This window comes from Streptomyces thermocarboxydus (genome assembly GCF_024760485.1).
In the GTDB taxonomy this organism is placed as follows: Bacteria; Actinomycetota; Actinomycetes; order Streptomycetales; family Streptomycetaceae; genus Streptomyces; species Streptomyces cellulosae.
Window position 1 is genome coordinate 2,846,086 of sequence record NZ_CP058273.1, and the last position, 24,213, is coordinate 2,870,298.

Sequence of the window (24,213 nt, forward strand, 5' to 3'; positions counted from 1 at the left end):
CACGTGCCTGCCGCAGACGTCTGGAGCACCCCCCATGGCCCTCAAGATCACCGTGATCGGCACCGGTTATCTCGGCGCGACCCACGCCGCGGCCATGGCCGAGCTGGGCTTCGAGGTGATGGGCCTGGACGTGGTGCCCGAGAAGATCGACAAGCTGCGCCGCGGCGAGGTCCCGATGTACGAGCCGGGACTCGAGGAGCTGCTGCGCCGGCACGTGGCCGGGATCGAGGGCTCGACCGGCCGGCTGCGGTTCACCATGGACTGGGCGGAGCTGGGTGAGTTCGGCGACGTCCACTTCGTCTGTGTGAACACCCCGCAGCGGCACGGCGAGTACGCCTGCGACATGTCGTACGTCGACTCGGCGATCGCCTCGCTCGCCCCGCATCTGAAGGGCCCCGCGCTGGTCGTGGGCAAGTCGACGGTGCCCGTCGGGTCGGCCGACCGGCTGGCCGCCTACCTCGCCGAGCACGCGCCGGCCGGGGCGGACGCGGAGCTGGCCTGGAACCCGGAGTTCCTGCGTGAGGGCTTCGCGGTGCAGGACACCCTGCACCCGGACCGGATCGTGGTGGGCGTGCGCAGCGAGCGGTCGGAGAAGCTGCTGCGCGAGGTGTACGCCACACCGGTCGAGGAGGGGTCGCCGTTCGTGGTGACGGACTTCCCGACGGCGGAGCTGGTGAAGACGTCCGCGAACTCCTTCCTCGCCACGAAGATCTCCTTCATCAACGCGATGGCGGAGCTGTGCGAGGCCACCGGCGGCGACGTCGCCAAGCTGGCCGAGGCGATCGGGTACGACGACCGGATCGGCCGGAAGTTCCTGCGTGCCGGGATCGGCTTCGGCGGCGGGTGTCTGCCGAAGGACATCCGGGCGTTCATGGCGCGCGCCGGTGAGCTGGGCGCGGACCAGGCGCTGACGTTCCTGCGCGAGATCGACTCGATCAACATGCGCCAGCGCGGGCGGATGGTGGAGCTGACCCGGCAGGAGCTGGGCGGCGGGCCGTTCCTCGGCAAGCGGGTGGCGGTGCTGGGCGCGACCTTCAAGCCCGACTCGGACGACGTGCGTGACTCGCCCGCGCTGAACGTGGCCGGGCAGATCCACCTCCAGGGCGGCCAGGTCACGGTCTACGACCCGAAGGGCATGGACAACGCCCGCCGTATCTTCCCCACGCTCGGATACGCCGATTCGGCGCTGGAGGCGGTGCGCGGCGCCCATGTGGTGCTGCATCTGACGGAGTGGCAGGAGTTCCGCGAGCTGGACCCGGCGGAGCTGGGCGAGGTGGCGGCCGAGCGGGTCGTCCTGGACGGGCGCAACGCGCTCGACGCGGAGGCGTGGCGGCGGGCCGGCTGGCGCTTCCGGGCGATGGGACGCCCCGGGGCCTGAGACGCGGCTCCTGTATGAAGGGTGACGCCGGTTCGGCCGAGGCTCAGTCGGCCGAACCGGCGTCGTGTTGCATTCTGCCCCAACGGGCGCGAACGTGCCGGGACTACCCCTGCTTCGCCCGGTAACGGCGCATCTTCGCGCGGGCCCCGCACACCTGCATCGAGCACCAGCGGCGGCGTCCGGCGGGGCTGCGGTCGTAGTAGGCCCAGTGGCAGGACGGGGACTCGCACGCCTTGAGGCGCTGCCAGGTTCCGGCGGTGACCGCCTCGGCGACGGCGGCGGCGACGCGGGAGGGCAGCGGGCCGTCGTCGACCGGCGCGAGGGCGGCGGAGCCGTCGGCGGGGTCGACCGTGACCACGAGGGGCGCGCGGGCGAGCAGTTCGCCGAGCGGGACGACCGGGCGGTGGGCGGGGTGTCCCGCGTGCGCGAGCAGGGTGGCGCGGAGCGACTCGCGCAGCGCGCGGGCGTCGTCGACGGTGTCCTCGGTGAGCCCGAACGGCGCGCGGCCCTCGGGGGTGTCCAGCGCGTCGGCGCCGGTGGCGAGGTCCACGGTGTTGACGAGGTCGTGGACCAGGGCCAGCCGCCCCGGCGGGGCCGCTCTCTCACTCATGACGCGACGGTACCTTTCCGCAATCTCCTTGCGACGTTACCTGCTGTGGGGGAGTATGCGGTAACGGTTACCTGTAGACCGCTTCAAGCGGTAACACGAGGAGGCAGTCATGTCCGTAGCGAAGGTGGGCGCCGTCGTCCTGGACTGTCCGGACCCGCAGGCGCTGGCGGGTTTCTACGCCGGTGTCGTGGGCGGCACGCCGGAGGGCGAGGGGGACTGGGTGGACCTCGCGGTCCCCGGCGGTCCGACGCTGGCGTTCCAGCAGGCCGAGGGCCACGTCCCGCCGCAGTGGCCGGCGGCCGACCACTCGCAGCAGTTCCATCTCGACCTGACCGTGGAGGACCTGGACGCGGCCGAGAAGGAGGTTCTGGCGCTGGGCGCGAAGCCGCTGGACACGGAGGACCGCGCGCGTTCCTTCCGGGTTTACGCGGACCCGGCCGGGCACCCGTTCTGCCTGTGCGCCTGCTGAGACTTGCTGGCTGGAACTTGCTGACACCTGCTGAGAGCCTGCTGAGACATGGAGGAACCGATGGCCCCCGTGGCACGACTGCGCAGTGTCGTCCTGGACTGCCCCGACCCGAGTGAACTGGCGGTCTTCTACGCGGCCGTCGCCGGCGGCACGCCCGTGGCGGAGGACGAGGACTGGGTGGTCCTCCAGGTCCCCTCGGGCCCCCGCCTCGCCTTCCAGCGCGCCCCCGGCTTCACCCCGCCGGCCTGGCCGGCCGCCGACCACGACTCCCAGCAGTTCCATCTCGACTTCGACGCGGGCGGGACGTGGGAGGAGGTCGACGCGGCGGAGGAGAAGGTGCTGGCGCTGGGGGCGCGGGTGTTGGACCGGGAGGACTACGAGAAGAAGGACTTCCGGGTCTACGCGGACCCGGCGGGGCATCCGTTCTGCCTGTGCCGCATCGAACAGCCGTGAGCGGCGCCAGGGGTGCGGGAGCGGCGGTGCGCTTTCAACGCCGACTGCGGGCAGTCGGTGGCCGATCGCGCAGTTCCCCGCGCCCCTGAAGGGCGCCTCCGCCGCCGGCGCCTCGCCCGCAGGCGCAGCGGCACCCCGCCGACGCCGGGTGCGGGAACTCCGTGGCTGAGCGCGCAGTTCCCCGCGCCCCTGAAGGGCACCTCAGCTGTCGGCGCCTCGCCCGCAGGCGCAGCGGCACCCCGCCGACGCCGGGTGCGGGAAGTCCGTGGCTGAGCGCGCAGTTCCCCGCGCCCCTGGAGGGCGTTTCCGCCGTGGTGTGGGAAATGGGTGAGCCGGGCCCCGCCCGGGTGGTGTCTCAGCCGTCGAGGGTGGTGATCGTCGCCGTCGACGGCTTGCGGCGTTCTCGGGCCAGGTGGGCCGTGAACGCCGACGCGCGGAGGACGCGTTGGACGTTGCCCCAGGTCAGGAGGGCCACGTCGGACTCCTCCCAGCCCCGTCGGAGGAGTTCCGCGATCAGGCGGGGATAGCAGGACGGATCCCGCAGCTCCTGCGGGTGCGCCCCGCCTGTGTCGTACGTGCCGGACAGGCCCACGCAGTCCGGCCCGGCGACGGTGCGGACGTGGTCGAGGTGGTCGGCGACGTCGCGGACGGTCGGGCCGGCCTGTTCCGCGGTGAGCGGCACCAGGCACAGCCCCTTCGCCTCGCCCACCGCGGCGAGCAGGTCGTCGGGCAGGTTGGCCGGGTGCGGACGCAGGTCGCGGGCGCCGGAGCGGGTGAAGAGGACCGGCGCCTTGGAGACCACGAGGGTCCGGCGGATCGTGGAGGCGGAGGCGTAGGACAGGTCGGCGACCATGCCGAGCCGGTTCATCTCCCGCACGACCTCCTCGCCGAAGCGGGTGAGCCCGGCCGGGCCCGCCCAGGAGGTGCCGGTGAGGGTGAGCACCCGGACGCCGAGGGCGTGCAGGGAGCGCAGGACGCTCAGGGAGTCACCGAGGGCGGGCGCGCCCGCGGGGCCGAACAGCACGGCGACCCGGCCGCAGTTGCGGGCGTCGACGACCTCCCCGGCGGTGCGGGCGGGCCGCAGCCCCGCCTCGTGGGCGGCGACGACCCTCTGCGCCAGGTCCAGCTGCTCCAGGGTCGTGGTGAGCGCCCGTCCGCCGTCGTGGCCGTCGGGCAGGTGCAGCGACCAGAACACGGCGCCGACCTGCCCCTTGCGCAGCCGCGGCAGGTCGGCGTCGACGGCGGACTCCCCCAGGTCGAGGTCGTACCAGGGCAGTCCGCGCAGCGTCCACGGCAGGCCGCTGTAGCCGTCGCAGACGGGGTGGGCGGCGAGGACGGCCCGCGCGCGGTCGAGGGGTGCGTCGTCCGGGTCGGAGACGGGCCGGTACTCCTCCGGCCCGACGACCACCGCCTCCTGGGGGTACGGCTCGTCGGCGCGGCCCACCTCGGCGGCGGTGTGCAGGTCGTCCTGGAGATCGGCCATAACGGGGCTCCGTACGTCGTGACCTCGGGCGGTACGGTCACCGTCGCACGGAGCACCCGCGTACTTCCTGGTGAACGCGGCGTTCGGGGTAAGCGGACGTCCGCCCCGGTGCCGCGTCCGCCGGTCAGCCGTCCAGCGCCTCGATGGTGGCGTTGGACGGCGCGCGCGTGGCGCGCAGGTCACGGGCCACGTCCTCGGCGGCGCCCAGCACCCGCACCGCGTTCTGCCAGGTGAGCTTGGCGAGGTCGGCGCGGGACCAGCCGCGGTCCAGCAGCTCGGCGATCAGCCGGGGGTAGCCGGAGACGTCGTTCAGCCCGTCGGGGGTGAAGGCCGTGCCGTCGTAGTCGCCGCCGATGCCGATGTGGTCGACGCCGGCGGCCTCGCGCATGTGGTCGAGGTGGTCGGCGACCGTGGCCACGGTGGCGACGGGCCGCGGGCGGCTCTCCTCGAAGGCGCGGTGCAGCTTCATCGCCTCGGGACTGGTGTCGAGGTGGTGGAAGCCGTGCGCGCGCAGGTTCTCGTCGGCGGCGGCCGTCCAGTCGACGGCGGCCTGGAGCACGAACTTCGGCACGAAGGTCACCATCGCGACGCCGCCGTTGGCGGGCAGCCGCTCCAGCACGTCGTCGGGGATGTTGCGCGGGTGGTCGCAGACCGCGCGGGCGGAGGAGTGGGAGAAGATCACCGGCGCGGTGCTGGTGTCCAGCGCGTCCCGCATGGTCGTGGCGGCGACGTGGGAGAGGTCGACCAGCATGCCGAGCCGGTTCATCTCCCGCACCACCTCGCGGCCGAACGCGGACAGTCCGCCCACGCCGGGCTCGTCGGTGGCCGAATCGGCCCACGCCACGTTGAAGTTGTGGGTGAGGGTCAGGTAGCGCACCCCGAGGTCGTACAACCCCCGCAGCGTGCCGAGGGAGTTGGCGATGGAGTGGCCGCCCTCGGCGCCCATGAGGGAGGCGATACGGCCCTCACGGCGCGCGGCCTCCATGTCGGCGGCGGTCAGCGCGGGTGCCAGGTCCCGCGGGTGCCGGTCGATCAACTGCCGTACGCAGTCGATCTGTTCCAGCGTGGCCGGCACCGGGTCGGGGGCGTCGGCGCGGACGTACACCGACCAGAACTGCGCGCCGACGCCGCCGGCGCGCAGCCGGGGGATGTCGGTGTGCAGATGGGCGGACTGGTCGTCGGTGATGTCGCGGGCGTCGAGGTCGTAGGAGACCTGTTCGCGCAGCGCCCAGGGCAGGTCGTTGTGCCCGTCGACGACGGGGAACTCGGCGAGCAGCGCGCGGGCGTCGTCCAGGGAAGTCATGCCGTCCACCCCGCTCACTTGCCGAAGCCGAAGCCGGCGCCGGAGCCCTCGGCCTTGGCGCGCAGCCGCTTGCCCTTCTCGGCCGCCTGGTCGTTCAGCTCCTGCTGGAAGTCCCGCATGCGGCCGAGCAGTTCCTCGTCGTGGGCGGCGAGGATGCGGGCCGCGAGCAGGCCCGCGTTGCGCGCGCCGGCGACGGAGACGGTGGCGACCGGGACGCCGGCCGGCATCTGCACGATGGACAGCAGCGAGTCCATGCCGTCGAGGTATTTCAGCGGCACCGGCACGCCGATGACGGGCAGCGGGGTCACCGAGGCGAGCATGCCGGGCAGATGGGCGGCGCCGCCCGCGCCCGCGATGATCACCTTGAGCCCGCGGTCCGCGGCCTGCTCGCCGTACGTGATCATCTCGCGGGGCATGCGGTGCGCGGAGACGACGTCGACCTCGTAGGCGATCTCGAACTCGTCGAGGGCCTTGGCGGCGGCTTCCATGACGGGCCAGTCGGAGTCCGACCCCATGACAATGCCAACGACAGGACTCATTCGGTGATCGTGCCTCTCAGGTAGCCGGCTGCGTGACGGGCGCGCTCCAGCACGTCGTCCAGGTCGTCGCCGTAGGTGTTCACGTGGCCGACCTTGCGGCCGGGCTTCACGTCCTTGCCGTACATGTGGATCTTCAGCTGGGGGTCGCGCGCCATGCAGTGCAGGTACGCCGAGTACATGTCCGGGTAGTCGCCGCCGAGGACGTTGACCATCACCGTCCACTTCGCGCGGGGGCGCGGGTCGCCGAGCGGGAGGTCGAGGACGGCGCGGACGTGGTTGGCGAACTGCGAGGTGATCGCGCCGTCCTGGCTCCAGTGGCCGGAGTTGTGCGGGCGCATCGCGAGTTCGTTGACGAGGACGCGGCCGTCGCGGGTCTGGAACAGCTCCACCGCGAGGTGGCCGACCACGCCGAGCTCCTTGGCGATGGTCAGCGCCATCTCCTCGGCCTTCAGCGCCAGCTCCTCGTCGAGGTCCGGCGCCGGCGCGATCACGGTGTCGCACACGCCGTTCACCTGCCGCGACTCCACCACCGGGTAGGCGACGGCCTGGCCGTGCGGGGAGCGGACCACGTTGGCGGCCAGCTCGCGCACGAAGTCGACCTTCTCCTCGGCGAGCACGGGCACCCCGGCCCTGAACGGCTCGGCGGCCTCCGCCTCGGAGTCCACGACCCACACGCCCTTGCCGTCGTAGCCGCCGCGGACGGTCTTGAGGACGACGGGGAAACCCTCGCCCTCCGCCGCGAACGCGGCCACGTCGGCCGGGTCCGACACGATGCGGTGGCGTGGGCAGGGGATGCCGATCGCGTCGAGCCTCGCGCGCATCACGCCCTTGTCCTGGGCGTGCACCAGCGCCTCGGGCCCGGGGCGGACGGGCACGCCGTCGGCCTCCAGGGCCCGCAGATGCTCGGTGGGCACGTGCTCGTGGTCGAAGGTGATCACGTCGCAGCCGCGCGCGAAGTCACGCAGTGTGTCCAGGTCGCGGTAGTCGCCGACGACGACGTCGCCCACCACCTGGGCCGCGGAATCCTGCGGGGTGTCACTGAGGAGCTTGAACCTGATGCCGAGCGGGATGCCCGCCTCGTGTGTCATACGAGCGAGCTGACCGCCGCCGACCATGCCGACTACCGGGAACGTCACGACCCCAGGGTATCCGCCCACGCCAGGGTGGCCGATTCCCGCCCGTCCCCCGGGACGGAAGGGGCCCATGAGGCCCGTGCGACACGGCGTCCGCAGGAAGATCGCGCGTCCGGGTGGTTAGCATGGCGGAGTTGACACACTCGACCGACGGGAGCCTGTGGGCGATGGAACAAGGTTCCTCGGGGCTTCGACGGCTCTTCCGTGAAGTGGCCAAGTTCGGCGCGGTGGGGGGAGCCGGGGTTCTGGTCAACCTCGGTGTGTTCAACCTGGTCCGTCAGGCGACCGACCTCCAGGTGGTGCGCGCGAGCGTCATCGCCACCGTGGTCGCGATCGTCTTCAACTACCTCGGCTTCCGGTACTTCACCTACCGGGACCGCGACAAGTCCCGGCGCACCCGCGAGATGTCGCTGTTCCTGCTGTTCAGCGTCATCGGCCTGGTGATCGAGAACGGCGTGCTCTACACGGCGACGTACGGCTTCGGCTGGGACAGCTCCCTGCAGAGCAACATCTTCAAGTTCCTCGGCATCGGCCTCGGCACGCTGTTCCGCTTCTGGTCCTACCGCTCGTGGGTGTTCCGCGCCCTGCCGGTGCGGGAGAAGCCCGTGGCGGGCGGCGGCGCCACCGTCGCCGGGGAGCGGCTCCGGCAGCGCGTGCCGTAGCGGCCGTCCCTCCCCTCCCCGCCTCGTGTGACCGCCGCGCGGCTCAGCGCACCGGCCTGGGGGGCTCCTCGCCGGGGTCCTTCCGCGGGGGCGTGCGGGACAGGAACAGGCCGAACACGGGCGGCTTGGCCTGGAGCATCTCCAGCCGGCCGCCGTCCGCCTCCGCGAGGTCACGGGCGACCGCCAGGCCGATGCCGGTGGAGTTGCGGCCGCTGATCGCCCGCTCGAAGATCCGCGACCCCAGCTCGGCGGGCACGCCGGGGCCCTCGTCGGTGACCTCCACGACGACCTGGTTGCCGGTGACCCGGGTGCGCAGGGCGACCGTGCCGCCGCCGTGCATGAGCGAGTTCTCGATCAGCGCGGCCAGCACCTGGGCGACCGCGCCCGGTGTGCCCACGGCCCGCAGGTTCCGCTTGCCGGAGGTCACGATGGCCCGGCCGGCGCTGCGGTAGGCGGGGCGCCACTCGGCGAGCTGCTGTTTGATCACCTCGTCGAGGTCGAAGGTGACGGCGGAGCCCGTGCGCGGGTCGCGGGAGTTGGTCAGCAGCCGCTCCACCACGTCCGTCAGCCGCTCCACCTGCGCGAGCGCGATCGTCGCCTCCTCCTTCACCGTGTCCGGGTCGTCGGTGAGGGTGATCTCCTCCAGCCGCATCGACAGCGCGGTGAGCGGGGTGCGCAGCTGGTGGGAGGCGTCGGCGGCGAGCCGCCGCTCGGCGGTCAGCATCCGCGCGATGCGCTCGGCGGAGGCGTCCAGCACGTCGGCGACCCGGTCCAGCTCGGGGACGCCGTAGCGGCGGTGGCGGGGGCGCGGGTCGCCGGAGCCGAGGCGCTCGGCGGTCTCGGCGAGGTCGGTCAGCGGGGAGGCGAGCCGGTTGGCCTGCCGGATCGCCAGCAGCACCGCCGCGATCACCGCGAGCAGCGCCAGGAAACCGATGATCAGCAGGGTGCGGCCGACCTCCTCGGTCACCGCGGAGCGCGGCTCCTGGACGGTGACCGTCTCGCCCTCCTCGCCGGGCGCCGTGGCGCTGATGACGTCGCCGTCCGGCTTGGAGCCGACCTCGATGGGCGGCTTGCCGGGGATCCGGACGACGGCGTACCGGTCGTCGGGCATCTGGTCGCCGATGATCTCGGCGGTGACCTTGTCCTCGACGAGCAGACGGCTGTCGACGATGCTGGCCAGCCGCACCGCCTCGGACTTCACGCGCTCCTTGGCGGTCTCGGTGATGGTGCGGGTCTCGACGATCACCAGGGAGACCCCGAAGACGGCGATCACGACGAGGACCACGGCGAGCGTGGACTGGATCAGACGGCGGCGCATGTTCTCTTACCCGGCGGTGGAACCCCGGCGGGGTTCAGCTCTTCTCGAAACGGAAGCCCACGCCGCGCACGGTGGCGATGTAACGGGGGTTGGCCGCGTCGTCGCCGAGCTTCTTGCGCAGCCAGGAGATGTGCATGTCGAGGGTCTTGGTGGAGGACCACCAGGTGGTGTCCCAGACCTCGCGCATCAGCTGGTCGCGGGTGACCACCCGGCCCGCGTCGCGCACCAGCACCCGCAGCAGGTCGAACTCCTTGGCGGTGAGCTGGAGCTCCTCGTCGCCCATCCACGCGCGGTGCGACTCGACGTCGATGCGCACGCCGTGGGTGGCGGGCGGCTGCTGCGGCTCGGCGGCGCCGCGCCGGAGCAGGGCCCGGACCCTGGCCAGCAGTTCGGCGAGGCGGAACGGCTTGGTGACGTAGTCGTCGGCGCCCGCGTCCAGGCCGACGACCGTGTCCACCTCGTCGGCTCGCGCGGTGAGGATCAGCAGGGGGACTGTGTGCCCCTCGGCGCGGAGCCGGCGGGCGACCTCCAGGCCGTCCATCCCCGGCAGCCCGAGGTCCAGCACGACCAGGTCGACGCCGCCCTGCATTCCGGCGTCCAGGGCGCCGGGTCCGTCCTCACGCACCTCGACTTCGTAGCCCTCCCGGCGCAGGGCGCGGGCCAGCGGCTCCGAGATGGACGCGTCGTCCTCGGCGAGCAGTACACGGGTCATGCGGATGATGGTAGACCCGTGGCCCGAGCCGCAGGGGTGTGATCGGCGGGCTTGCCTCTTACCGCCGTCTCACCCGATTCTCACCTCTCCCCTTACTCTCCGTTCCCCGATTCGTACCTGCGGGTGCGAGGTGCGATGCTGTGAGGACCTTCGAATAGGTGATCACGGTTCCTTCGAAACCTGTGATTCGCGTCTCAAGTCCTTCCATATCCGCCCGTGTCCTGCCGTATGGTGAGTCAACGCCTGTTGCACCACGGGGACCTTTGGCGGCAGTTGACGCTGAGGGTCTCTTTTGTGTGCGGGCCGGCTCACGCTGCCGGTCCCTGAAGGAATGACCTGTGGCCGGGCCGCTGCCGTGCGTGGACGCACGGCGGGGGCGTGGATCCCGGTGGTCGCCGTCCGCCGCTCCGTGATCCGGGGCGGCACCCCCCCCCAGGCGTGGGGCGGACGGTACGGCCCGCCGGTGCCGGCCAGCCCCCCACCGGGCGCGTACCCGTCTCGCGCGACGCGTCCCGACAGCAAGGAACGACCATGGCGTCCAGCCTGACGAAGGACTCGGTGACCCCGGGCACCCCCGGTTCCGAGAAGACCTTCTTCGGCCACCCCCGCGGACTGGCCACTCTCTTCATGACCGAGATGTGGGAGCGTTTCTCCTACTACGGCATGAGGGCTCTGCTCCCGCTGTACCTCGTCGCGCCGGGCGGTCTCGGTCTGAGCGCGGGCACCGCCACCGCCATCTACTCGGTGTACGTGTCGCTGGTGTACCTGCTCGCCATGCCCGGCGGCTGGTTCGGCGACCGGGTCTGGGGCCCCCGCAAGACCGTCGCCGTCGCCGGCGGCGTCATCATGCTGGGCCACCTGACGCTGGCCCTGCCCTTCTCGGGCACCTTCTACGGCGGTCTCGGCCTCGTCGCGATCGGTTCCGGTCTGCTGAAGGCCAACATCTCCACGATGGTCGGCCAGCTCTACAAGGGCCCGGACGACCCGCGCCGGGACGGCGGCTTCACCGTCTTCTACATGGGCATCAACCTCGGCGCCTTCGCCGCGCCGCTGATCATCGGCACCGTCGGTGAGAGCGTCAACTGGCACCTGGGCTTCGCGCTCGCCGCGCTCGGCATGGGCCTGGGCCTCGCCCAGTTCCTGCTGGGCAGCCGTCACCTGGACGCGCAGTCCAGCGTCGTCCCGAAGCCGCTGTCGGCCGAGGAGAAGGCCTCCACGCTGCGCAAGGCCGCGCTGTGGGCGGGCATCGCCGTCGTGGCGTACGCGATCGTCGGCTTCTCCGGCCACTACACCCTGAACTGGATCCTGGTTCCGCTGACCCTGCTCGGCGTGATCATCCCGGTGATGGTGCTGGCGCGCATCAAGCGCGACAAGGACCTCGACCGCGCCGAGCAGTCGAAGATGTCCGCGTACATCTGGTTCTTCGTCGCCGCGGCGATCTTCTGGATGATCTACGACCAGGGCGGCTCGACCCTGTCGATCTTCGCCGACTCGTCGGCCGAGAACAGCGTGCTGGGCTGGGACTTCCCGGTCTCCTGGTACCAGTCGGTCAACCCGGTCCTGATCATGGCGCTGGCTCCGGTCTTCGCCTGGATCTGGCTCGCGCTGAACCGGCGCGGCAAGGAGCCGAGCACGATCGTGAAGTTCTCGTCCGGTCTGATGCTGGTCGGCGTCTCGTTCTTCCTGTTCCTCGCCCCGCTGTCGATCGCCGAGGGCGGTCACAAGGCGGCCGCGCTGTGGCTGGTGGCGATCTACTTCACCCAGACCGTCGGCGAGCTGCTGCTCTCCCCGGTCGGCCTGTCGGTCACCACGAAGATGGCGCCCGCGAAGTACGCCTCGCAGATGATGGGCGTCTGGTTCCTCGCCGTCACCGCCGGCGACGCCACGACGGGCCTGCTGTCCATCGCCGGCGTCGACCTGAACAAGTCGGGCATCGTCGCCCTGGAGGCGACCCTCGCGGTCGTGGCGGGCGTCGCGGTGTGGATGTACCGCAACAAGGTGAAGTCCCTGATGGGGGATGTCCGCTGATGCGGGTGTGACGCACGTCGTACTGAACGAAGGGCCCCCAGCCTCGGCTGGGGGCCCTTCGGGCGTGAGGGGGGCGGCACCTTGTCAGCGCCGGGTGCGGGCAGTCGGTGGCCGATCGCGCAGTTCCCCGCGCCCCTGAGGGACGCCCCAGCTGCGGGCAATCGTGCCGCAGCGGCGGCACGGGTGGGCGCAGCGGCACCCCGTCAGCGCCGGGTGCGGGACGTCCGTGGCTGGGCGCGCAGTTCCCCGCGCCCCTGAAGGACGCCTCCGCCGCCGCTGCAGGCAATCGTGCCGCAGGGCGGCACAGGTGGGCGCAGCGGCACCCCGTCAACGCCGGGTGCGGGACGTCCGTGGCTGAGCGCGCAGTTCCCCGCGCCCCTGAACGGCGTTCCCGCCACCGCCGCTGGAACAGCCCCGCCGTCACGCGGCAAGCACCCCTGCGACGCCGGGTGCGCGGGCTCCCCGTCCAGGCGCTGGCGGCGCTCAGACGGGGCCGTGGCGGCCTGAAAGCCGATGGGGCGGGTCCGAGGCGGGGCCCGGGCGTTCTGCGGGCGCTCAGGCGCGTACAGCGTGCCCGTCCGGAAAACGAAACGGCCTCCGGGAACCCTCTCAGGGTCCTGGAGGCCGGCGCGTACCGGGCGTCGGGAGGCGCCCCGACGACTACGACGGCGTGCCCAGCTCGGCCCAGACCGTCTTCCCCGCAACGTCGGGCAGGCGCTGAACCCCCCAGTCCAGACACAGCCGCTGCACGATGAACATGCCGTGCCCGCCCGGCCGCCCCGCACGGTGGGGGGTCCGGGGCGACGGCTGCCCCGTCCCCCGGTCGGTGACCTCGAGACGGATCACCTTGCGGTCGCAGGTGATGGTCAGCAGATCCGGCCCCTCGGCATGCAGGCACGCGTTGGTGACCAGCTCGGACACGACGAGCAGGACGTCCTCGGCGGCGGCCCGCCGATCGGCCGTGGCGGCCGGCAGCCACCCCCAGTCGTACAGCGCCTGCCGGGTGAAGTCCCGCGCGAGCGGCACGACCCCGCTCTGGTCCTCGAAGCTCAGCCGGCGCACCTGTGCGCCGTCGGGCGGCCCCGGTGGGGACGCCGGGTCTGTGGCCGGCGTGGCCACACCGCCGTCCGGGGCGCCTGCGGCCGGTGCAGCGCCCCCGGGCGTCCCGGAAGCGCCGCTGGGCTCCGGACCGCGGTCGCCCGGCGAGTAGGGCCGGGTGGTGCTCATCAGCGCTTCACCTCACCGTGTCACCAGTTCACAATGCAAAATCTTCCGTACTCGGCCGGTCACGCGCGGACGGCCCGAAGGGTTCTCGGCACCCTCCCGACCACCGCGTCCGGGACGTACAGGGTGTCTCCTGCCCGACCCGTCCGACGGAACACCCCCGTGTTCGCACGAAAAGACGCGCCGGGAGCCCCCCGCCGCCGGCGGATGCGTCACGAGCACCCCGCCCGGCCTGCCCGCCCGCGTCACGCCGAATCGTCGGCCAGGGCCGCCTCGAGCGTGTCGTGGACGGCGAACACCGCGTCCGCCCCCGTGATTTCGAACACGCGCGCAACGACGGGCTGCATGCCCACCAGGGCCACCCCGCCGCCGCCCGCCTCGGCCTTCAGCCGGGCGCCGAGCAGCACGTTCAGCCCCGTGGAGTCACAGAACTCCAGCCGGGAGCAGTCGATGACGAGCCGCTTGAAACCCTTGGCGAGGCAGTCCTCCAGTGGCTCCCGCAACAGATCGGCGGTGTGGTGGTCCAACTCACCCGCCGGGGTCACGACGGCACTGGGGCCCTCTTCTCGCACCTCGACCAGAAGCCGGCCCGACTGTGCGCTGCCGACCGTCCCGCGGTCCATGCCGTCTCTCTCTCCCGAGGTCGTGGCTGTTCCTGACGTTCTCGAACATTACGCCTTCCGGCCACGCATCGACACTCTAACAATCACGCACAAACGGACATAACCGTACAGAACGCACTTGCGGCATGCTCCGAGCAGCCGGTAGGGCTAGTACGAACACGTACCCGACACGGCCGGCTTTGGAGGCGCCGCACACCGCAGTGCACGTATTGGCTTCGGCAGCCATATGCCGAGAACGATGGAGGACATCATGTCACCCCGGCTCGACGCATCGCCTACCCATGAAGCGACGTCGACACCCCCTCCGGAACATCTGGATCCCATCGAGCAGGACGACCTGGGAGTCGTCCCGGACGGTCTACTCGCCGGACTCCCGGAGATCCCCCCGTACGACGAGGTGGGCCCGGTCGACGCACGGGCTCTGTCCAAGACGCTGTTCGAGCGCCTGGAGTCGCTCGACGAAGGCAGTCACGACTACTCGTACGTACGCAACACGCTCGTCGAACTGAACCTCGCGCTGGTCAAGTTCGCCGCCTCCCGGTTCCGCTCCCGCAGCGAGCCCATGGAGGACATCATCCAGGTCGGCACCATCGGCCTGATCAAGGCGATCGACCGCTTCGAACACACGCGGGGTGTGGAGTTCCCCACTTTCGCGATGCCGACCATCATCGGCGAGATCAAGCGCTTCTTCCGCGACACCTCGTGGTCCGTGCGCGTACCGCGCCGTCTGCAGGAGCTGCGGCTGGACCTGGCCAAGGCCGGTGACGAACTGGCGCAGCAGCTCGACCGCGCGCCGACGGTGGCCGAGCTGGCGGACCGGCTGGGCATCACCACCGACGAGGTCGTCGAGGGCATGGCCGCGTCGAACGCGTACACCGCCTCCTCGCTGGACGCCCAGCCCGAGGAGGACGACGCCGAGGGCGCCCTGGCCGACCGGATCGGCTACGAGGACCACGGGCTCGAAGGCATCGAGTACATCGAGTCGTTGAAGCCGCTGATCGCCGAACTGCCGTCGCGGGACCGGAAGATCCTGTCGCTGCGGTTCGTCGCCGGCATGACCCAGTCGGAGATCGGCGAGGAGCTCGGCATCTCCCAGATGCACGTCTCCCGTCTGCTGTCCCGCACGCTGGTGAAGCTGCGCAAGGGCCTCACGGTCGAGGAGTGATCCCGGCCGCGTGACGTCCGTCCTCCAGAGGGCGGCCCGGTTCCTCCGGGCCGCCCTCGAGGAGTTTCAGGGTCTTCCCACCGCCTCTCAGACCTCCCGTACGCCCCTGCGCCACACGCCCGTGACCAGCGGGACGCCCGGCCGGTAGGCCAGGTGCACATGGCTGGGGGCGTCCAGCATCACCAGGTCCGCGTACGCGCCCGGGACGAGCCGGCCGACGTCGGTGCGCCGCAGCGCCGCCGCCCCGCCCGCGGTGGCCGCCCAGACGGCCTCGTCGGGCGTCATCCCCATGTCCCGCACGGCGAGCGCGACGCAGAACGGCACCGACGAGGTGAACGACGAGCCGGGGTTGCAGTCGGTGGACAGCGCCACGGTCACCCCCGCGTCCAGCAGCCGCCGGGCGTCCGGCCACGCGGCCCGGGTGGAGAACTCCGCACCGGGCAGCAGCGTCGCCACGGTCGAACTGTTCGCCAGCGCGTCCACGTCGGCGTCGGTGAGGTGGGTGCAGTGGTCGGCGCTGGCCGCATCCAGTTCGACGGCCAGCTGCACACCGGGGCCGTACGAGAGCTGGTTGGCGTGGATGCGCGGATACAGTCCCTTCGCCTTGCCGGCGGTGAGGATCGCGCGGGCCTGGTCGCCGTCGAAGGCGCCCTTCTCGCAGAACACGTCGATCCAACGGGCGTGCGGGGCACAGGCGTTCAGCATCTCGCCGGTGACCAGGGCGACGTAGCCGGCCGGGTCGTCGGCGAACTCGGGGGCGACGATGTGTGCACCCAGGTAGGTCACCTCGTCGGTGCGGGCGGCGGCGATGCGCAGGGCGCGGGCCTCGTCCTCGACGGTCAGGCCGTAGCCGGACTTGGTCTCGAAGGTCGTGGTGCCCTGCCGCAGCGCCTCCGCGAGGTAGCGGGTGAGGTTGGCCTCCAGTTCCGCGTCGCTCGCGGCGCGGGTCGCGGCGACGGTGGTGCGGATGCCGCCCGCGCTGTACGGGCGGCCCGACATCCGGGCGTTGAACTCCTCGGTGCGGTCGCCCGCGAACACCAGATGGGAGTGGGAGTCGACGAAGCCCGGAAGGACCGCGCGGCCGCCGGCGTCGACCCGGTTGTCAGTGGGGGGTGCTTTGCTGGATTCACCGGTCCACACGACGCGGTCGCCCTCGACGACGACGGCCGCGTCCCGGACCAGGCCGAGGGGGTCCGAGTCGCGAAGGGAGGGGTCGTTGGTGACCAGCGTGGCGATGTTCGTGATGACGGTGGCGCTCATGGTGTCCTCGTGGGTCGCGTGCTCATGGGTCGTCAGGCGCGCACGTCCTGGATCGCCCGCGCCAGGGCTCCGGGCACGTCGGGGACCAGCGTGTGCGCCCCGTCGCGCACCACGTGCCGGCCTGCGACGACCGTGTGCCGCACATCGGCGGCCGTCGCGGCGAATACGGCCGTCTCGGCGCCCAGCCGGGGCAGGGGCCCCGCTGTCCTGACCGAGTCCAGCGCGACGGTGGTGAGGTCGGCGCGCGCCCCGGCCTCGATGACGCCGGTGTCGTCCCAGCCGAGCGCCGCGTGCCCGTCGACGGTGGCCGCGCGCAGCAGGGCGGCGGCCGTCCAGTGACCGCGGGTGCGGGTGCGCAGCCGCTCGTTCAGCTCCATCGCGCGCGCCTCCTCGAAGAGGTCGACGACGGCGTGGCTGTCGGAGCCGAGGCTGAGCGGGGAGCCCTCGTTCTGCAGGGCCACGGCGGGTCCGATGCCGTCGGCGAGGTCGCGTTCGGTGGTGGGGCACATGCAGGTGCCGGTGGAGCTTCCGCCGATCAGCGAGACGTCCTCGGCGGTGAGGTGGGTGTTGTGCACACCGGTGGTGCGCGGGCCGAGGACGCCGTGCAGGGCGAGGAGCTGGGTGGGCGTGCAGCCGTGGATCTCGTGGCACGCCTCGTTCTCGGCGGTCTGCTCCGACAGATGCACATGGAGGGGGGCGCGCCGTTCCTCCGCCCACCCGGCGACGGTCGCCAGCTGGTCGGCGGGGACGGCCCGCACGGAGTGGATCGCCGCCCCGATCCGCGCGTGATCCCGTTCCTTGAGAACTGAACAGCGTTGTGCCCAGGCGTCCGCGGTGCCGTCGGAGAAGCGCAGCTGGTGCCGATTCGGCGGCTGTCCGAAGCCGGAGGAGAGGTAGGCGGTGTCGAGGAGGGTGATGCGGATGCCGGCCTCGGCGGCCGCGGCGATCAGCGCCTCGCCCATGGCGTTGGGGTCGGCGTAGGGGGTGCCGCCGGGCGCGTGGTGCACGTAGTGGAACTCGCCGACGGAGGTGATCCCGGCCAGCGCCATCTCGGCGTACACGGCGCGGGCGAGGGCGTGGTAGCTGTCCGGGGTGAGCCGGTCGGCGGTGGCGTACATGACCTCGCGCCAGGTCCAGAAGGTGCCGGAGCCGACCTGGACGGTGGAGCGCAGGGCTCGGTGGAAGGCGTGGCTGTGGGCGTTCGCCAGTCCGGGGAGGGTCAGTCCGCGCAGGATCTCGGCGCCGGGCGGGGGCGCGGGGACGCCGGTGCGGACGGCGGCGATGCGCCCGTCCGACACGTCGAGGGCGACGCCCGGCTCGACATGGGTGCCGAGCCAGGCGTGCTCCAGCCAGTACGTCCGCGGGGTGGCGGTCACGGGGCGGCCAGTCCTTCCAGTACGTCGGCGAGGGCGAGGACCCCGGCCACGCAGTCGTCCTCGGCGGCGAACTCGGCCGGGGAGTGCGAGACGCCGGTGGGGTTCCGTACGAACAGCATGGCGGTCGGGACGCGTCCGGCGAGGATTCCCGCGTCGTGTCCGGCGCCGGTGCCGAGGACGGGCACCTTCAGGGCGGCGTCCTTGCCGAGGATGCGGGCGAGCCGGTCCCGCAGGGCGTGGTCGAACTCGACGACGGGGGTGAAGGACTCGCGTTCCACGTCCAGCTGCACGCCGTGGGCGGCGGCGTGGGCGCGGGCGGCCCGCTCCACCCCGCCGACCACCGCGTCCAGGCGCTCCTGGTCGGCGGCGCGGGAGTCGAGCCAGCCGCGCACCAGGGAGGGCACGGCGTTGACGCCGTTCGGCTCGACGGCCATCTTGCCGAACGTGGCGACCCCGCCCGCCTGTTCGGCCTCGCGGCGGGCGGCGAGGACGGTCTCGGCGTAGGGAAGCATCGGGTCGTGCCGGTCGGCGAGCCGGGTGGTGCCGGCGTGGTTGGCCTCGCCGCGGAAGTCGAACCGCCAGCGGCCGTGCGGCCAGATCGCGGACGCGACGCCGACCGGGTCGCCGGTGAGGTCGAGCGCCCTGCCCTGCTCGACGTGCAGCTCGATGAACGCGCCGATGCGGGCGAGGCGTACGGGGTCGGGGCCGATGGCGTCCGGGTCGTGGCCGGCGGTCTCCATGGCCTGCGGGAGCGTGACGCCGTCGGCGTCGGTGAGCCGGTGGGCCTGCTCGACGGTGAGCGCGCCCGCGGTGAGCCGGGAGCCGACGCAGGCGAGCCCGAAGCGGGCGCCCTCCTCGTCGCCGAAGTTGACGATGCCGAGGGGCTTGGCCGGGCGGACGCCCCGGCGGCGCAGTTCGTCGAGGGCGGCGAAGGCGGAGACGACGCCGAGGGGGCCGTCGAAGGCGCCGCCGTCGGGCACGGAGTCCAGGTGCGACCCGGTGACCACGGCGTCCCCTTCGGCGGGGTCGCCGAGCCAGGCCCACTGGTTGCCGTTGCGGTCCACCTCGTAGGCGAGGCCGCGGCGGCGGGCCTGCTCACGGAACCAGTCCCGGCAGTCGGCGTCGGCCCCGGTCCAGGCGAACCGGCGGTAGCCGCCGCTGGCGGAGTTCCGTCCCACGGGGAGCAGTTGCCGCCACATCTCGTGGAACGAATCAGGCTGTGGGCAGTCGTTCCGCAGGGCGGAACGGGTGGGCACAGCCGAGCCCGCAGTCGGCGACGACCCGACTGCCCCCACCGGAGAGTTGCCGTTCCGGCTCACGCGGGGTCACCCTCACGCATGGGCACCCGCACACCCTTGGCGTCCGCCACCGACTCCGCGATGTCGTACCCGGCGTCCACATGCCGGATGACGCCCATGCCCGGGTCGTTGGTGAGCACGCGGCGGATCTTCTCGCCGGCCAGGGCGGTGCCGTCGGCCACGGTGACCTGCCCCGCGTGGATGGACCGCCCCATGCCGACGCCGCCGCCGTGGTGGATCGACACCCAGGAGGCGCCGGACGCCACGTTGACCATGGCGTTCAGCAGCGGCCAGTCGGCGATGGCGTCGGAGCCGTCGAGCATCGCCTCGGTCTCCCGGTAGGGAGAGGCGACGGAGCCGCAGTCGAGGTGGTCGCGGCCGATGACGACCGGCGCGGACAGTTCGCCGCTCGCGACCATGTCGTTGAAGCGCTCGCCCGCCTTGTCGCGCTCGCCGTAGCCGAGCCAGCAGATGCGGGCGGGCAGGCCCTGGAAGTGGACGCGCTCCCCGGCCATCGTGATCCAGCGGGCGAGGGACTCGTTCTCGGGGAACAGGTCGAGGATCGCGCGGTCGGTCTTCGCGATGTCGGCGGGGTCGCCGGAGAGGGCGGCCCAGCGGAAGGGGCCCTTGCCCTCGCAGAACAGGGGGCGGATGTAGGCGGGGACGAAGCCGGGGAAGGCGAACGCCCGCTCGTACCCGGCGAGCTGGGCCTCGCCGCGGATGGAGTTGCCGTAGTCGAAGACCTCGGCACCGGCGTCCTGGAAGCTGACCATCGCCTCGACGTGCGTGGCCATGGACTCGCGGGCGCGGGCGGTGAAGCCGGCCGGGTCCTTGGCGGCCGCGTCGGCCATGTCCTCGAAGGCCGTGCCGAGGGGCAGGTAGGCCAGGGGGTCGTGGGCGGAGGTCTGGTCGGTGACGATGTCGATCGGTGCGCCCATGGCGAGGAGCTGGGGGACGACCTCGGCCGCGTTGCCGAGGACGCCGATGGACAGCGGGCGGCGGGCGTCGCGGGCCTCGGTGGCGAGCTGGAGGGCGTGGTCGAGGGAGTCGGCCTTCACGTCCAGGTAGCGGTGCTCGATGCGGCGGTCGATGGCGCGCGGGTCGCAGTCGACGCAGATCGCCACGCCGTCGTTCATGGTGACCGCGAGCGGCTGGGCGCCGCCCATGCCGCCGAGTCCGGCGGTGAGGGTGATCGTCCCGGCGAGGGTGCCGCCGAAGCGCTTGGCGGCGACGGCGGCGAACGTCTCGTAGGTGCCCTGGAGGATGCCCTGGGTGCCGATGTAGATCCAGGAGCCGGCGGTCATCTGGCCGTACATGGTGAGGCCGAGCTGCTCCAGGCGGCGGAACTCCTCCCAGTTCGCCCAGTCGCCGACCAGGTTGGAGTTGGCGAGGAGGACGCGCGGCGCCCACTCGTGGGTCTGCATCACGCCGACCGGGCGGCCGGACTGGACCAGCATGGTCTCGTCCTGCTTGAGGGTCCTCAGGGTGCGGACCATGGCGTCGAAGGAGCGCCAGTCGCGGGCGGCCTTGCCCGTGCCGCCGTAGACGACGAGCTTGTCGGGGTGCTCGGCGACCTCCGGGTCGAGGTTGTTCTGCAGCATCCGCAGGGCGGCCTCCTGCTGCCATCCCAGGGCGCTCAGTTCCGTGCCGCGCGGTGCCCGGACGGGGCGGGGTCCTGACATGGGGTGCCTCCAGGGGCCAGGGGACGTCTGTAGATATTCACATCCTCACTGGCTGAATAGAGCTAGTCAATACAGGGGGTGCGTCGGCGCCGCCGTCCGGGGGATGTTTGGCTGGATGCATGCGCGCGAACGAGCAGATGAGTGACAGGGCGGGCGACGTGACGGCCGGGGCCGACCCGCGGGCCGCCGGGCGGGCGGCCCGCCGGGACGCCGCGGTGCGGGCGGCCGTGGAGCAGGGGTTCCTCGACACCGACGCGCCCCTCGTGGGGCTGCTGGACGTCACCGGCATCCGTGAGTCGGCGGCGGACCTGCGGGACGCCTTCGAGGCGGTGACCGCGCCCGGCACGCCGGTGCTGCACGCGTTCGCGGTGAAGGCGAGCCCGCTGGTGCCGGTGCTGCGGCTGCTGCGCGAGGAGGGCATCGGCGCGGAGGTGGCCAGCCCCGGCGAGCTGGCGCTGGCGCGCGCCGCGGGCGTGGAGCCGGGACGCACGGTGCTGGACTCCCCCGCCAAGACGCTCGCCGAGCTGCGGGAGGCGCTGGAGCTGGGCATCGCCGTCAACGCGGACAACCCGCAGGAGCTGGAGCGGATCGACGCGCTGGTGGCCGGCACGGAGGTGCGCTCGCCGCTGGGCATCCGGGTGAACCCGCAGGTCGGGGGCGGTTCCATCGAGGCGCTGTCGACGGCGACGGCCACCTCGAAGTTCGGTGTGGCGCTGCGGGACGAGGGCGCGCGGGAGTGGGTCGTCCAGGCGTACCTGGACCGTCCGTGGCTGACCCGGCTGCACGCCCACACGGGCTCCCAGGGCATCGCGCTGACGATGATGGCGCGCGGGGTCACGGAGACGTACGAGCTGGCGGAGGAGATCAACCGGCGGGCCGGACGGCAGCAGGTCGACACCCTCGACATCGGCGGCGGACTGCCGGTGAACTTCGCCTCCGAGGAGAGCCGCCCGACGTACGCGGAGTACGCGCGGCTGCTGAAGGAGACGGTGCCGGGGCTGTTCGACGGGCGGTACGGGCTGGTCACCGAGTTCGGCCGGTCCCTGCTGGCGAAGCACGGCACGGTGGTCACGCGCGTGGAGTACGCCAAGAGCGCGGGCGGCCGTCCGGTCGCGGTGACCCACGCGGGCGTGCAGGTGGCGACGCGCACGGTGTACGCGCCGGAATCGTGGCCGCTGCGGATCGCGGCGTACGACGCGAAGGGGCTGCCGAAGGAGGGCCCGGCGGTCGTCCAGGACGTGGCCGGCCCGGCCTGCTTCGCCGGCGACCTGCTGGCGCAGGGGCAGGAGCTGCCGCTGCTGGAGCAGGGCGACTACGCGGCCGCGCTGGACACCGGCGCGTACTACTTCGCGCACCACTACGCGTACAACTCGCTCCCGCGCCCGGCGATCGTGGGCTACGCCCAGTCCCCCTCGGGCGAGATCACCTTCGCGACGGTCCGCCCGGCCCAGCCGGTCGAGGAAATCGTCACGGAGTCGGGCGCAGCCCACACGGACGCCCTGACGGGCCTCCGCTGAGCCGCCCGGGCGTGACCGGCCGGGGCGGGGGCAGGCGCTCGTGCTCCCTTCGGGGCCCTGCGCCCCGGACAGCGCCCGCCCGAGAGCCTGGCCGGGTTCCTGCCCACCAGAAGGTGTGCGGGCACGGCCGCACACGAACACGGCGACGCGTGCCTCGTCGCCGACTCTCGCGCACGGCACGACTCACGTGCAGGCACGGCCGCGCCTGACCAGGAGGGTCCGGCCGAGCCATCTCGGCGAGAGGCGGGGACCGCTCGCCGAGGCGGCTCGGCGCACGGCAGCCAGGGCCTGCCGGGTCGGCCCGGCCGTGGGGGCCCGGGCGCGTGGTCCTCACCCGCGCCCGGGCCGGTCGCCTACGCCGCCGTCGCCAGCTTCCGGCGCGCGCCGCCGGGGCCGCGTCGCCCGCTGCGATGCCCGTCGTGCGGTAGGCCTTGACGGCGCGGCCGGCGGGGCGGCCCGCGCCCTTGCGGAGCCAGTCGACGCGGACCCACAGGAGTACGTCGTCGGCGCGCTCCAGGCGGCCGATCCACGCCGCCTTCAGCCACAGCCCCACACCGCACCCGGCGAGCAGCAGTCCGGCCGCGGCGGGCGCCGCGAGGGCCGAGCCGAGCGCTGCGACGAAGGCGAGCAGCAGCCACCAGCGGTGCGCCCGGCGCCAGTTGCGCGCGGTGACCGCGCGGTCCTGCAGCACGTCGTGCCGGCCCGCCCGGGCCGCCGCGCGGGCCAGTTCGCGGTACCGGCCCCGCCGCGTCAGCGCCACCAGCGCCGCGGCCACGAGGAACAGCACGGCTCCGCCGAGCGCGCCGATCCGCAGCCCGGTCAGACCCGGCACGAACGCCCCGGCGCCCGCGGCGACGACTCCCAGCCACCACAGTGGCGCGGCCCCGGCCCGTACGACGACGGCCACCCGGGCCAGCCCCTGTCCTCCGCGCGTCACGTCCAGCCTCCCGTCTTCCGATTCCTGAGGAAGTCCATCTGTGGCAAGTCCCTTACCTGTGGAACGCCTTTGAGGGAAGTCCCTGCCACGGACGCTAGCGGGGCAAGCTGAGACGATTCTGAGAAGACGCGGGGGACGGCTCCCGCGTCATTCCACGAACAGCCCGCGCGCCGCCGCCCGGGTGTCGAACTCCTCGAGCCGCGCCTGCGCGTCGGGCAGGTCGTCGCACATGGCCTCCAGCAGCACCCGCCCCAGCAGCATCGGCGCACACGCGGTGTCGAACACCAGCGCGGTGCCGACGGCGGCCGGCAGCAGCAGGTCGGACATCTTGGCGACGGGCGCGAAGGGCGAGTCGGCGACGGTGACGACGGTCAGCCCCGACTCCTTGGCGTGGACGAGCGCGTCGAGCACCTCGCGCGGATGCCGCGGCAGCGCGAAGCACAGCAGCGCCGACGCCCCCGCCCGCACGGCCCCGTCGATCCGGTCGAGCAGCATGGTGCCGCCCTCGTTGAGCAGCCGTACGTCCGGGTGGACCTTGGCGGCGAAGTAGGCGAAGCCGTGCGCCTGGGCGGCGGCGGCCCGCAGGCCGAGCACGGGCAGCGGCCGGCTCTCCGCGAGCACCCGTCCCGCGCGCCGCACGGGCTCGGGGTCGGCCAGCACCTCCGCGAGATGCCGCAGATTCTCGATCTCGGCCTCGACGGCCTGCTGGTACTCGTTGGACGAGCCGGTGTCCGGGGCCGGTTCGGCCGGCGCGACCTCGCGCAGGTACCGGCGCAGCGCGGGGTAGCCGTCGAAGCCGAGGGCGACCGCGAAGCGGGTCACGGACGGCTGGCTCACCCCGGCCAGCTCCGCCAGCTCCACGCTCGACAGGAACGGCACGTCGGCGGCGCGCCGCACCATGCTGTGGGCGATGCGCCGCTGCGTGGGCGTCAGCCGGTGCCCCTCGAAGAGCGCCTGGAGACGCGCCGCGGGGCTCTCGGTGCCGCTCATGACCTGACTCCCCCTCGGCCGTCCCCGGCCCATTCATCCGTCGTGACTTCTGC

At 72.7% G+C, this 24,213-nt stretch carries 21 protein-coding genes and 1 pseudogene; 7 read left to right on the top strand and 15 right to left on the bottom strand.

Annotated elements, in window-relative coordinates:
• Positions 1-34 precede the first annotated feature (34 nt).
• A complete protein-coding gene (locus AY578_RS13010) occupies positions 35-1,378 on the top strand; it encodes a UDP-glucose dehydrogenase family protein (protein ID WP_019527168.1) in 1,344 nt (447 codons plus the stop codon).
• A gap of 103 nt (positions 1,379-1,481) precedes the next feature.
• Here AY578_RS13010 and AY578_RS13015 read toward each other — a convergent pair whose 3' ends face one another.
• Positions 1,482-1,988: a CGNR zinc finger domain-containing protein gene (locus AY578_RS13015; RefSeq protein WP_019527169.1), complete on the bottom strand. Its 507-nt coding sequence runs from the start codon at positions 1,986-1,988 to the stop codon at positions 1,482-1,484.
• Positions 1,989-2,097: 109 nt separating this feature from the next.
• On the opposite strand from AY578_RS13015, the gene AY578_RS13020 reads away from it, so the two are divergent.
• Both AY578_RS13020 and AY578_RS13025 read left to right on the top strand, forming a co-directional pair.
• Positions 2,098-2,457, top strand: a complete 360-nt coding sequence (locus tag AY578_RS13020) for a VOC family protein (RefSeq protein WP_136239193.1) — start codon at positions 2,098-2,100, stop codon at positions 2,455-2,457.
• Between the two features lie 60 nt (positions 2,458-2,517).
• Positions 2,518-2,910: a VOC family protein gene (locus tag AY578_RS13025; protein ID WP_019527171.1), complete on the top strand. Its 393-nt coding sequence runs from the start codon at positions 2,518-2,520 to the stop codon at positions 2,908-2,910.
• A gap of 355 nt (positions 2,911-3,265) precedes the next feature.
• Here AY578_RS13025 and AY578_RS13030 read toward each other — a convergent pair whose 3' ends face one another.
• From AY578_RS13030 to AY578_RS13045, 4 genes are all read right to left on the bottom strand, one after another.
• A complete protein-coding gene (locus AY578_RS13030) occupies positions 3,266-4,393 on the bottom strand; it encodes a dipeptidase (protein WP_019522695.1) in 1,128 nt (375 codons plus the stop codon).
• A gap of 124 nt (positions 4,394-4,517) precedes the next feature.
• On the bottom strand, positions 4,518-5,696 hold the full coding sequence (locus AY578_RS13035; RefSeq protein WP_026243491.1) for a dipeptidase: 1,179 nt from the start codon (positions 5,694-5,696) through the stop codon (positions 4,518-4,520).
• Between the two features lie 14 nt (positions 5,697-5,710).
• Entirely contained in the window at positions 5,711-6,235 is a 525-nt protein-coding gene (purE, locus tag AY578_RS13040; RefSeq protein ID WP_026243490.1) for a 5-(carboxyamino)imidazole ribonucleotide mutase, read from the bottom strand.
• Positions 6,232-7,371 (bottom strand): 5-(carboxyamino)imidazole ribonucleotide synthase, encoded by a 1,140-nt coding sequence (locus AY578_RS13045; protein WP_026243489.1) that lies wholly within the window; start codon positions 7,369-7,371, stop codon positions 6,232-6,234. The genes purE and AY578_RS13045 overlap by 4 nt, the downstream gene beginning before the upstream one ends.
• A gap of 164 nt (positions 7,372-7,535) precedes the next feature.
• Here AY578_RS13045 and AY578_RS13050 point away from each other — a divergent pair, with 164 nt between their 5' ends.
• Positions 7,536-8,030, top strand: a complete 495-nt coding sequence (locus tag AY578_RS13050) for a GtrA family protein (RefSeq protein ID WP_037953372.1) — start codon at positions 7,536-7,538, stop codon at positions 8,028-8,030.
• A 43-nt stretch (positions 8,031-8,073) separates the two neighbouring features.
• Here the strand turns inward: AY578_RS13050 and AY578_RS13055 are convergent, their stop codons facing one another.
• Together AY578_RS13055 and AY578_RS13060 are read right to left on the bottom strand one after the other, a co-directional pair.
• A complete protein-coding gene (locus AY578_RS13055; protein WP_019522690.1) occupies positions 8,074-9,348 on the bottom strand; it encodes a sensor histidine kinase in 1,275 nt (424 codons plus the stop codon).
• A gap of 34 nt (positions 9,349-9,382) precedes the next feature.
• Positions 9,383-10,060, bottom strand: a complete 678-nt coding sequence (locus tag AY578_RS13060; RefSeq protein WP_019522689.1) for a response regulator transcription factor — start codon at positions 10,058-10,060, stop codon at positions 9,383-9,385.
• A gap of 531 nt (positions 10,061-10,591) precedes the next feature.
• Between AY578_RS13060 and AY578_RS13065 the strand changes: the two genes are divergently transcribed.
• Positions 10,592-12,088, top strand: a complete 1,497-nt coding sequence (locus AY578_RS13065; protein ID WP_019522688.1) for an oligopeptide:H+ symporter — start codon at positions 10,592-10,594, stop codon at positions 12,086-12,088.
• Positions 12,089-12,748: 660 nt separating this feature from the next.
• Here the strand turns inward: AY578_RS13065 and AY578_RS13070 are convergent.
• Positions 12,749-13,315, bottom strand: coding sequence for an ATP-binding protein (locus tag AY578_RS13070; RefSeq protein WP_215188400.1), 567 nt, complete (start codon positions 13,313-13,315; stop codon positions 12,749-12,751).
• Positions 13,316-13,557: 242 nt separating this feature from the next.
• Complete coding sequence (locus tag AY578_RS13075; RefSeq protein ID WP_019522686.1) at positions 13,558-13,935, bottom strand: STAS domain-containing protein; 378 nt, start codon at positions 13,933-13,935, stop codon at positions 13,558-13,560.
• 250 nt (positions 13,936-14,185) lie between these two features.
• Here AY578_RS13075 and AY578_RS13080 point away from each other — a divergent pair, with 250 nt between their 5' ends.
• Complete coding sequence (locus AY578_RS13080; RefSeq protein WP_026243486.1) at positions 14,186-15,100, top strand: RNA polymerase sigma factor SigF; 915 nt, start codon at positions 14,186-14,188, stop codon at positions 15,098-15,100.
• An 87-nt stretch (positions 15,101-15,187) separates the two neighbouring features.
• On the opposite strand, the gene hutI is transcribed toward AY578_RS13080, so the two are convergent.
• The 4 genes from hutI to hutU form a co-directional block, all read right to left on the bottom strand.
• The gene (gene hutI, locus AY578_RS13085) at positions 15,188-16,360 is read right to left on the bottom strand and encodes an imidazolonepropionase (protein WP_215188728.1); all 1,173 of its coding nucleotides are present in this window, start codon (positions 16,358-16,360) and stop codon (positions 15,188-15,190) included.
• 32 nt (positions 16,361-16,392) lie between these two features.
• Positions 16,393-17,736: a formimidoylglutamate deiminase gene (locus AY578_RS13090; RefSeq protein WP_019522683.1), complete on the bottom strand. Its 1,344-nt coding sequence runs from the start codon at positions 17,734-17,736 to the stop codon at positions 16,393-16,395.
• Positions 17,733-18,935 (bottom strand): allantoate amidohydrolase, encoded by a 1,203-nt coding sequence (locus AY578_RS13095; protein WP_136239197.1) that lies wholly within the window; start codon positions 18,933-18,935, stop codon positions 17,733-17,735. Before AY578_RS13095 ends, AY578_RS13090 begins: the two co-directional genes overlap by 4 nt.
• Before the next feature lie 116 nt (positions 18,936-19,051).
• The gene (gene hutU / locus AY578_RS13100; protein WP_258902379.1) at positions 19,052-20,716 is read right to left on the bottom strand and encodes a urocanate hydratase; all 1,665 of its coding nucleotides are present in this window, start codon (positions 20,714-20,716) and stop codon (positions 19,052-19,054) included.
• A gap of 119 nt (positions 20,717-20,835) precedes the next feature.
• Between hutU and AY578_RS13105 the strand changes: the two genes are divergently transcribed.
• On the top strand, positions 20,836-22,233 hold the full coding sequence (locus AY578_RS13105; protein ID WP_215047941.1) for a type III PLP-dependent enzyme domain-containing protein: 1,398 nt from the start codon (positions 20,836-20,838) through the stop codon (positions 22,231-22,233).
• 353 nt (positions 22,234-22,586) lie between these two features.
• Here the strand turns inward: AY578_RS13105 and AY578_RS13110 are convergent.
• Positions 22,587-23,170 (bottom strand): annotated as a pseudogene (locus AY578_RS13110) (hypothetical protein).
• A gap of 147 nt (positions 23,171-23,317) precedes the next feature.
• A complete protein-coding gene (locus tag AY578_RS13115) occupies positions 23,318-24,160 on the bottom strand; it encodes a MurR/RpiR family transcriptional regulator (RefSeq protein WP_019522678.1) in 843 nt (280 codons plus the stop codon).
• Between the last annotated feature and the right edge of the window lie 53 nt (positions 24,161-24,213).

Coding starts and splice junctions, on each gene's coding strand:
- AY578_RS13010 (WP_019527168.1), top strand. CDS start 35: ATGGCCCTCAAGATCACCGTGATCGGCACCGGTTATCTCGGCGCGACC.
- AY578_RS13015 (WP_019527169.1), bottom strand. CDS start 1,988: ATGAGTGAGAGAGCGGCCCCGCCGGGGCGGCTGGCCCTGGTCCACGAC.
- AY578_RS13020 (WP_136239193.1), top strand. CDS start 2,098: ATGTCCGTAGCGAAGGTGGGCGCCGTCGTCCTGGACTGTCCGGACCCG.
- AY578_RS13025 (WP_019527171.1), top strand. CDS start 2,518: ATGGCCCCCGTGGCACGACTGCGCAGTGTCGTCCTGGACTGCCCCGAC.
- AY578_RS13030 (WP_019522695.1), bottom strand. CDS start 4,393: ATGGCCGATCTCCAGGACGACCTGCACACCGCCGCCGAGGTGGGCCGC.
- AY578_RS13035 (WP_026243491.1), bottom strand. CDS start 5,696: ATGACTTCCCTGGACGACGCCCGCGCGCTGCTCGCCGAGTTCCCCGTC.
- purE (WP_026243490.1), bottom strand. CDS start 6,235: ATGAGTCCTGTCGTTGGCATTGTCATGGGGTCGGACTCCGACTGGCCC.
- AY578_RS13050 (WP_037953372.1), top strand. CDS start 7,536: ATGGAACAAGGTTCCTCGGGGCTTCGACGGCTCTTCCGTGAAGTGGCC.
- AY578_RS13055 (WP_019522690.1), bottom strand. CDS start 9,348: ATGCGCCGCCGTCTGATCCAGTCCACGCTCGCCGTGGTCCTCGTCGTG.
- AY578_RS13060 (WP_019522689.1), bottom strand. CDS start 10,060: ATGACCCGTGTACTGCTCGCCGAGGACGACGCGTCCATCTCGGAGCCG.
- AY578_RS13065 (WP_019522688.1), top strand. CDS start 10,592: ATGGCGTCCAGCCTGACGAAGGACTCGGTGACCCCGGGCACCCCCGGT.
- AY578_RS13070 (WP_215188400.1), bottom strand. CDS start 13,315: ATGAGCACCACCCGGCCCTACTCGCCGGGCGACCGCGGTCCGGAGCCC.
- AY578_RS13075 (WP_019522686.1), bottom strand. CDS start 13,935: ATGGACCGCGGGACGGTCGGCAGCGCACAGTCGGGCCGGCTTCTGGTC.
- AY578_RS13080 (WP_026243486.1), top strand. CDS start 14,186: ATGTCACCCCGGCTCGACGCATCGCCTACCCATGAAGCGACGTCGACA.
- hutI (WP_215188728.1), bottom strand. CDS start 16,360: ATGAGCGCCACCGTCATCACGAACATCGCCACGCTGGTCACCAACGAC.
- AY578_RS13095 (WP_136239197.1), bottom strand. CDS start 18,935: ATGTGGCGGCAACTGCTCCCCGTGGGACGGAACTCCGCCAGCGGCGGC.
- hutU (WP_258902379.1), bottom strand. CDS start 20,716: ATGTCAGGACCCCGCCCCGTCCGGGCACCGCGCGGCACGGAACTGAGC.
- AY578_RS13105 (WP_215047941.1), top strand. CDS start 20,836: ATGCGCGCGAACGAGCAGATGAGTGACAGGGCGGGCGACGTGACGGCC.
- AY578_RS13115 (WP_019522678.1), bottom strand. CDS start 24,160: ATGAGCGGCACCGAGAGCCCCGCGGCGCGTCTCCAGGCGCTCTTCGAG.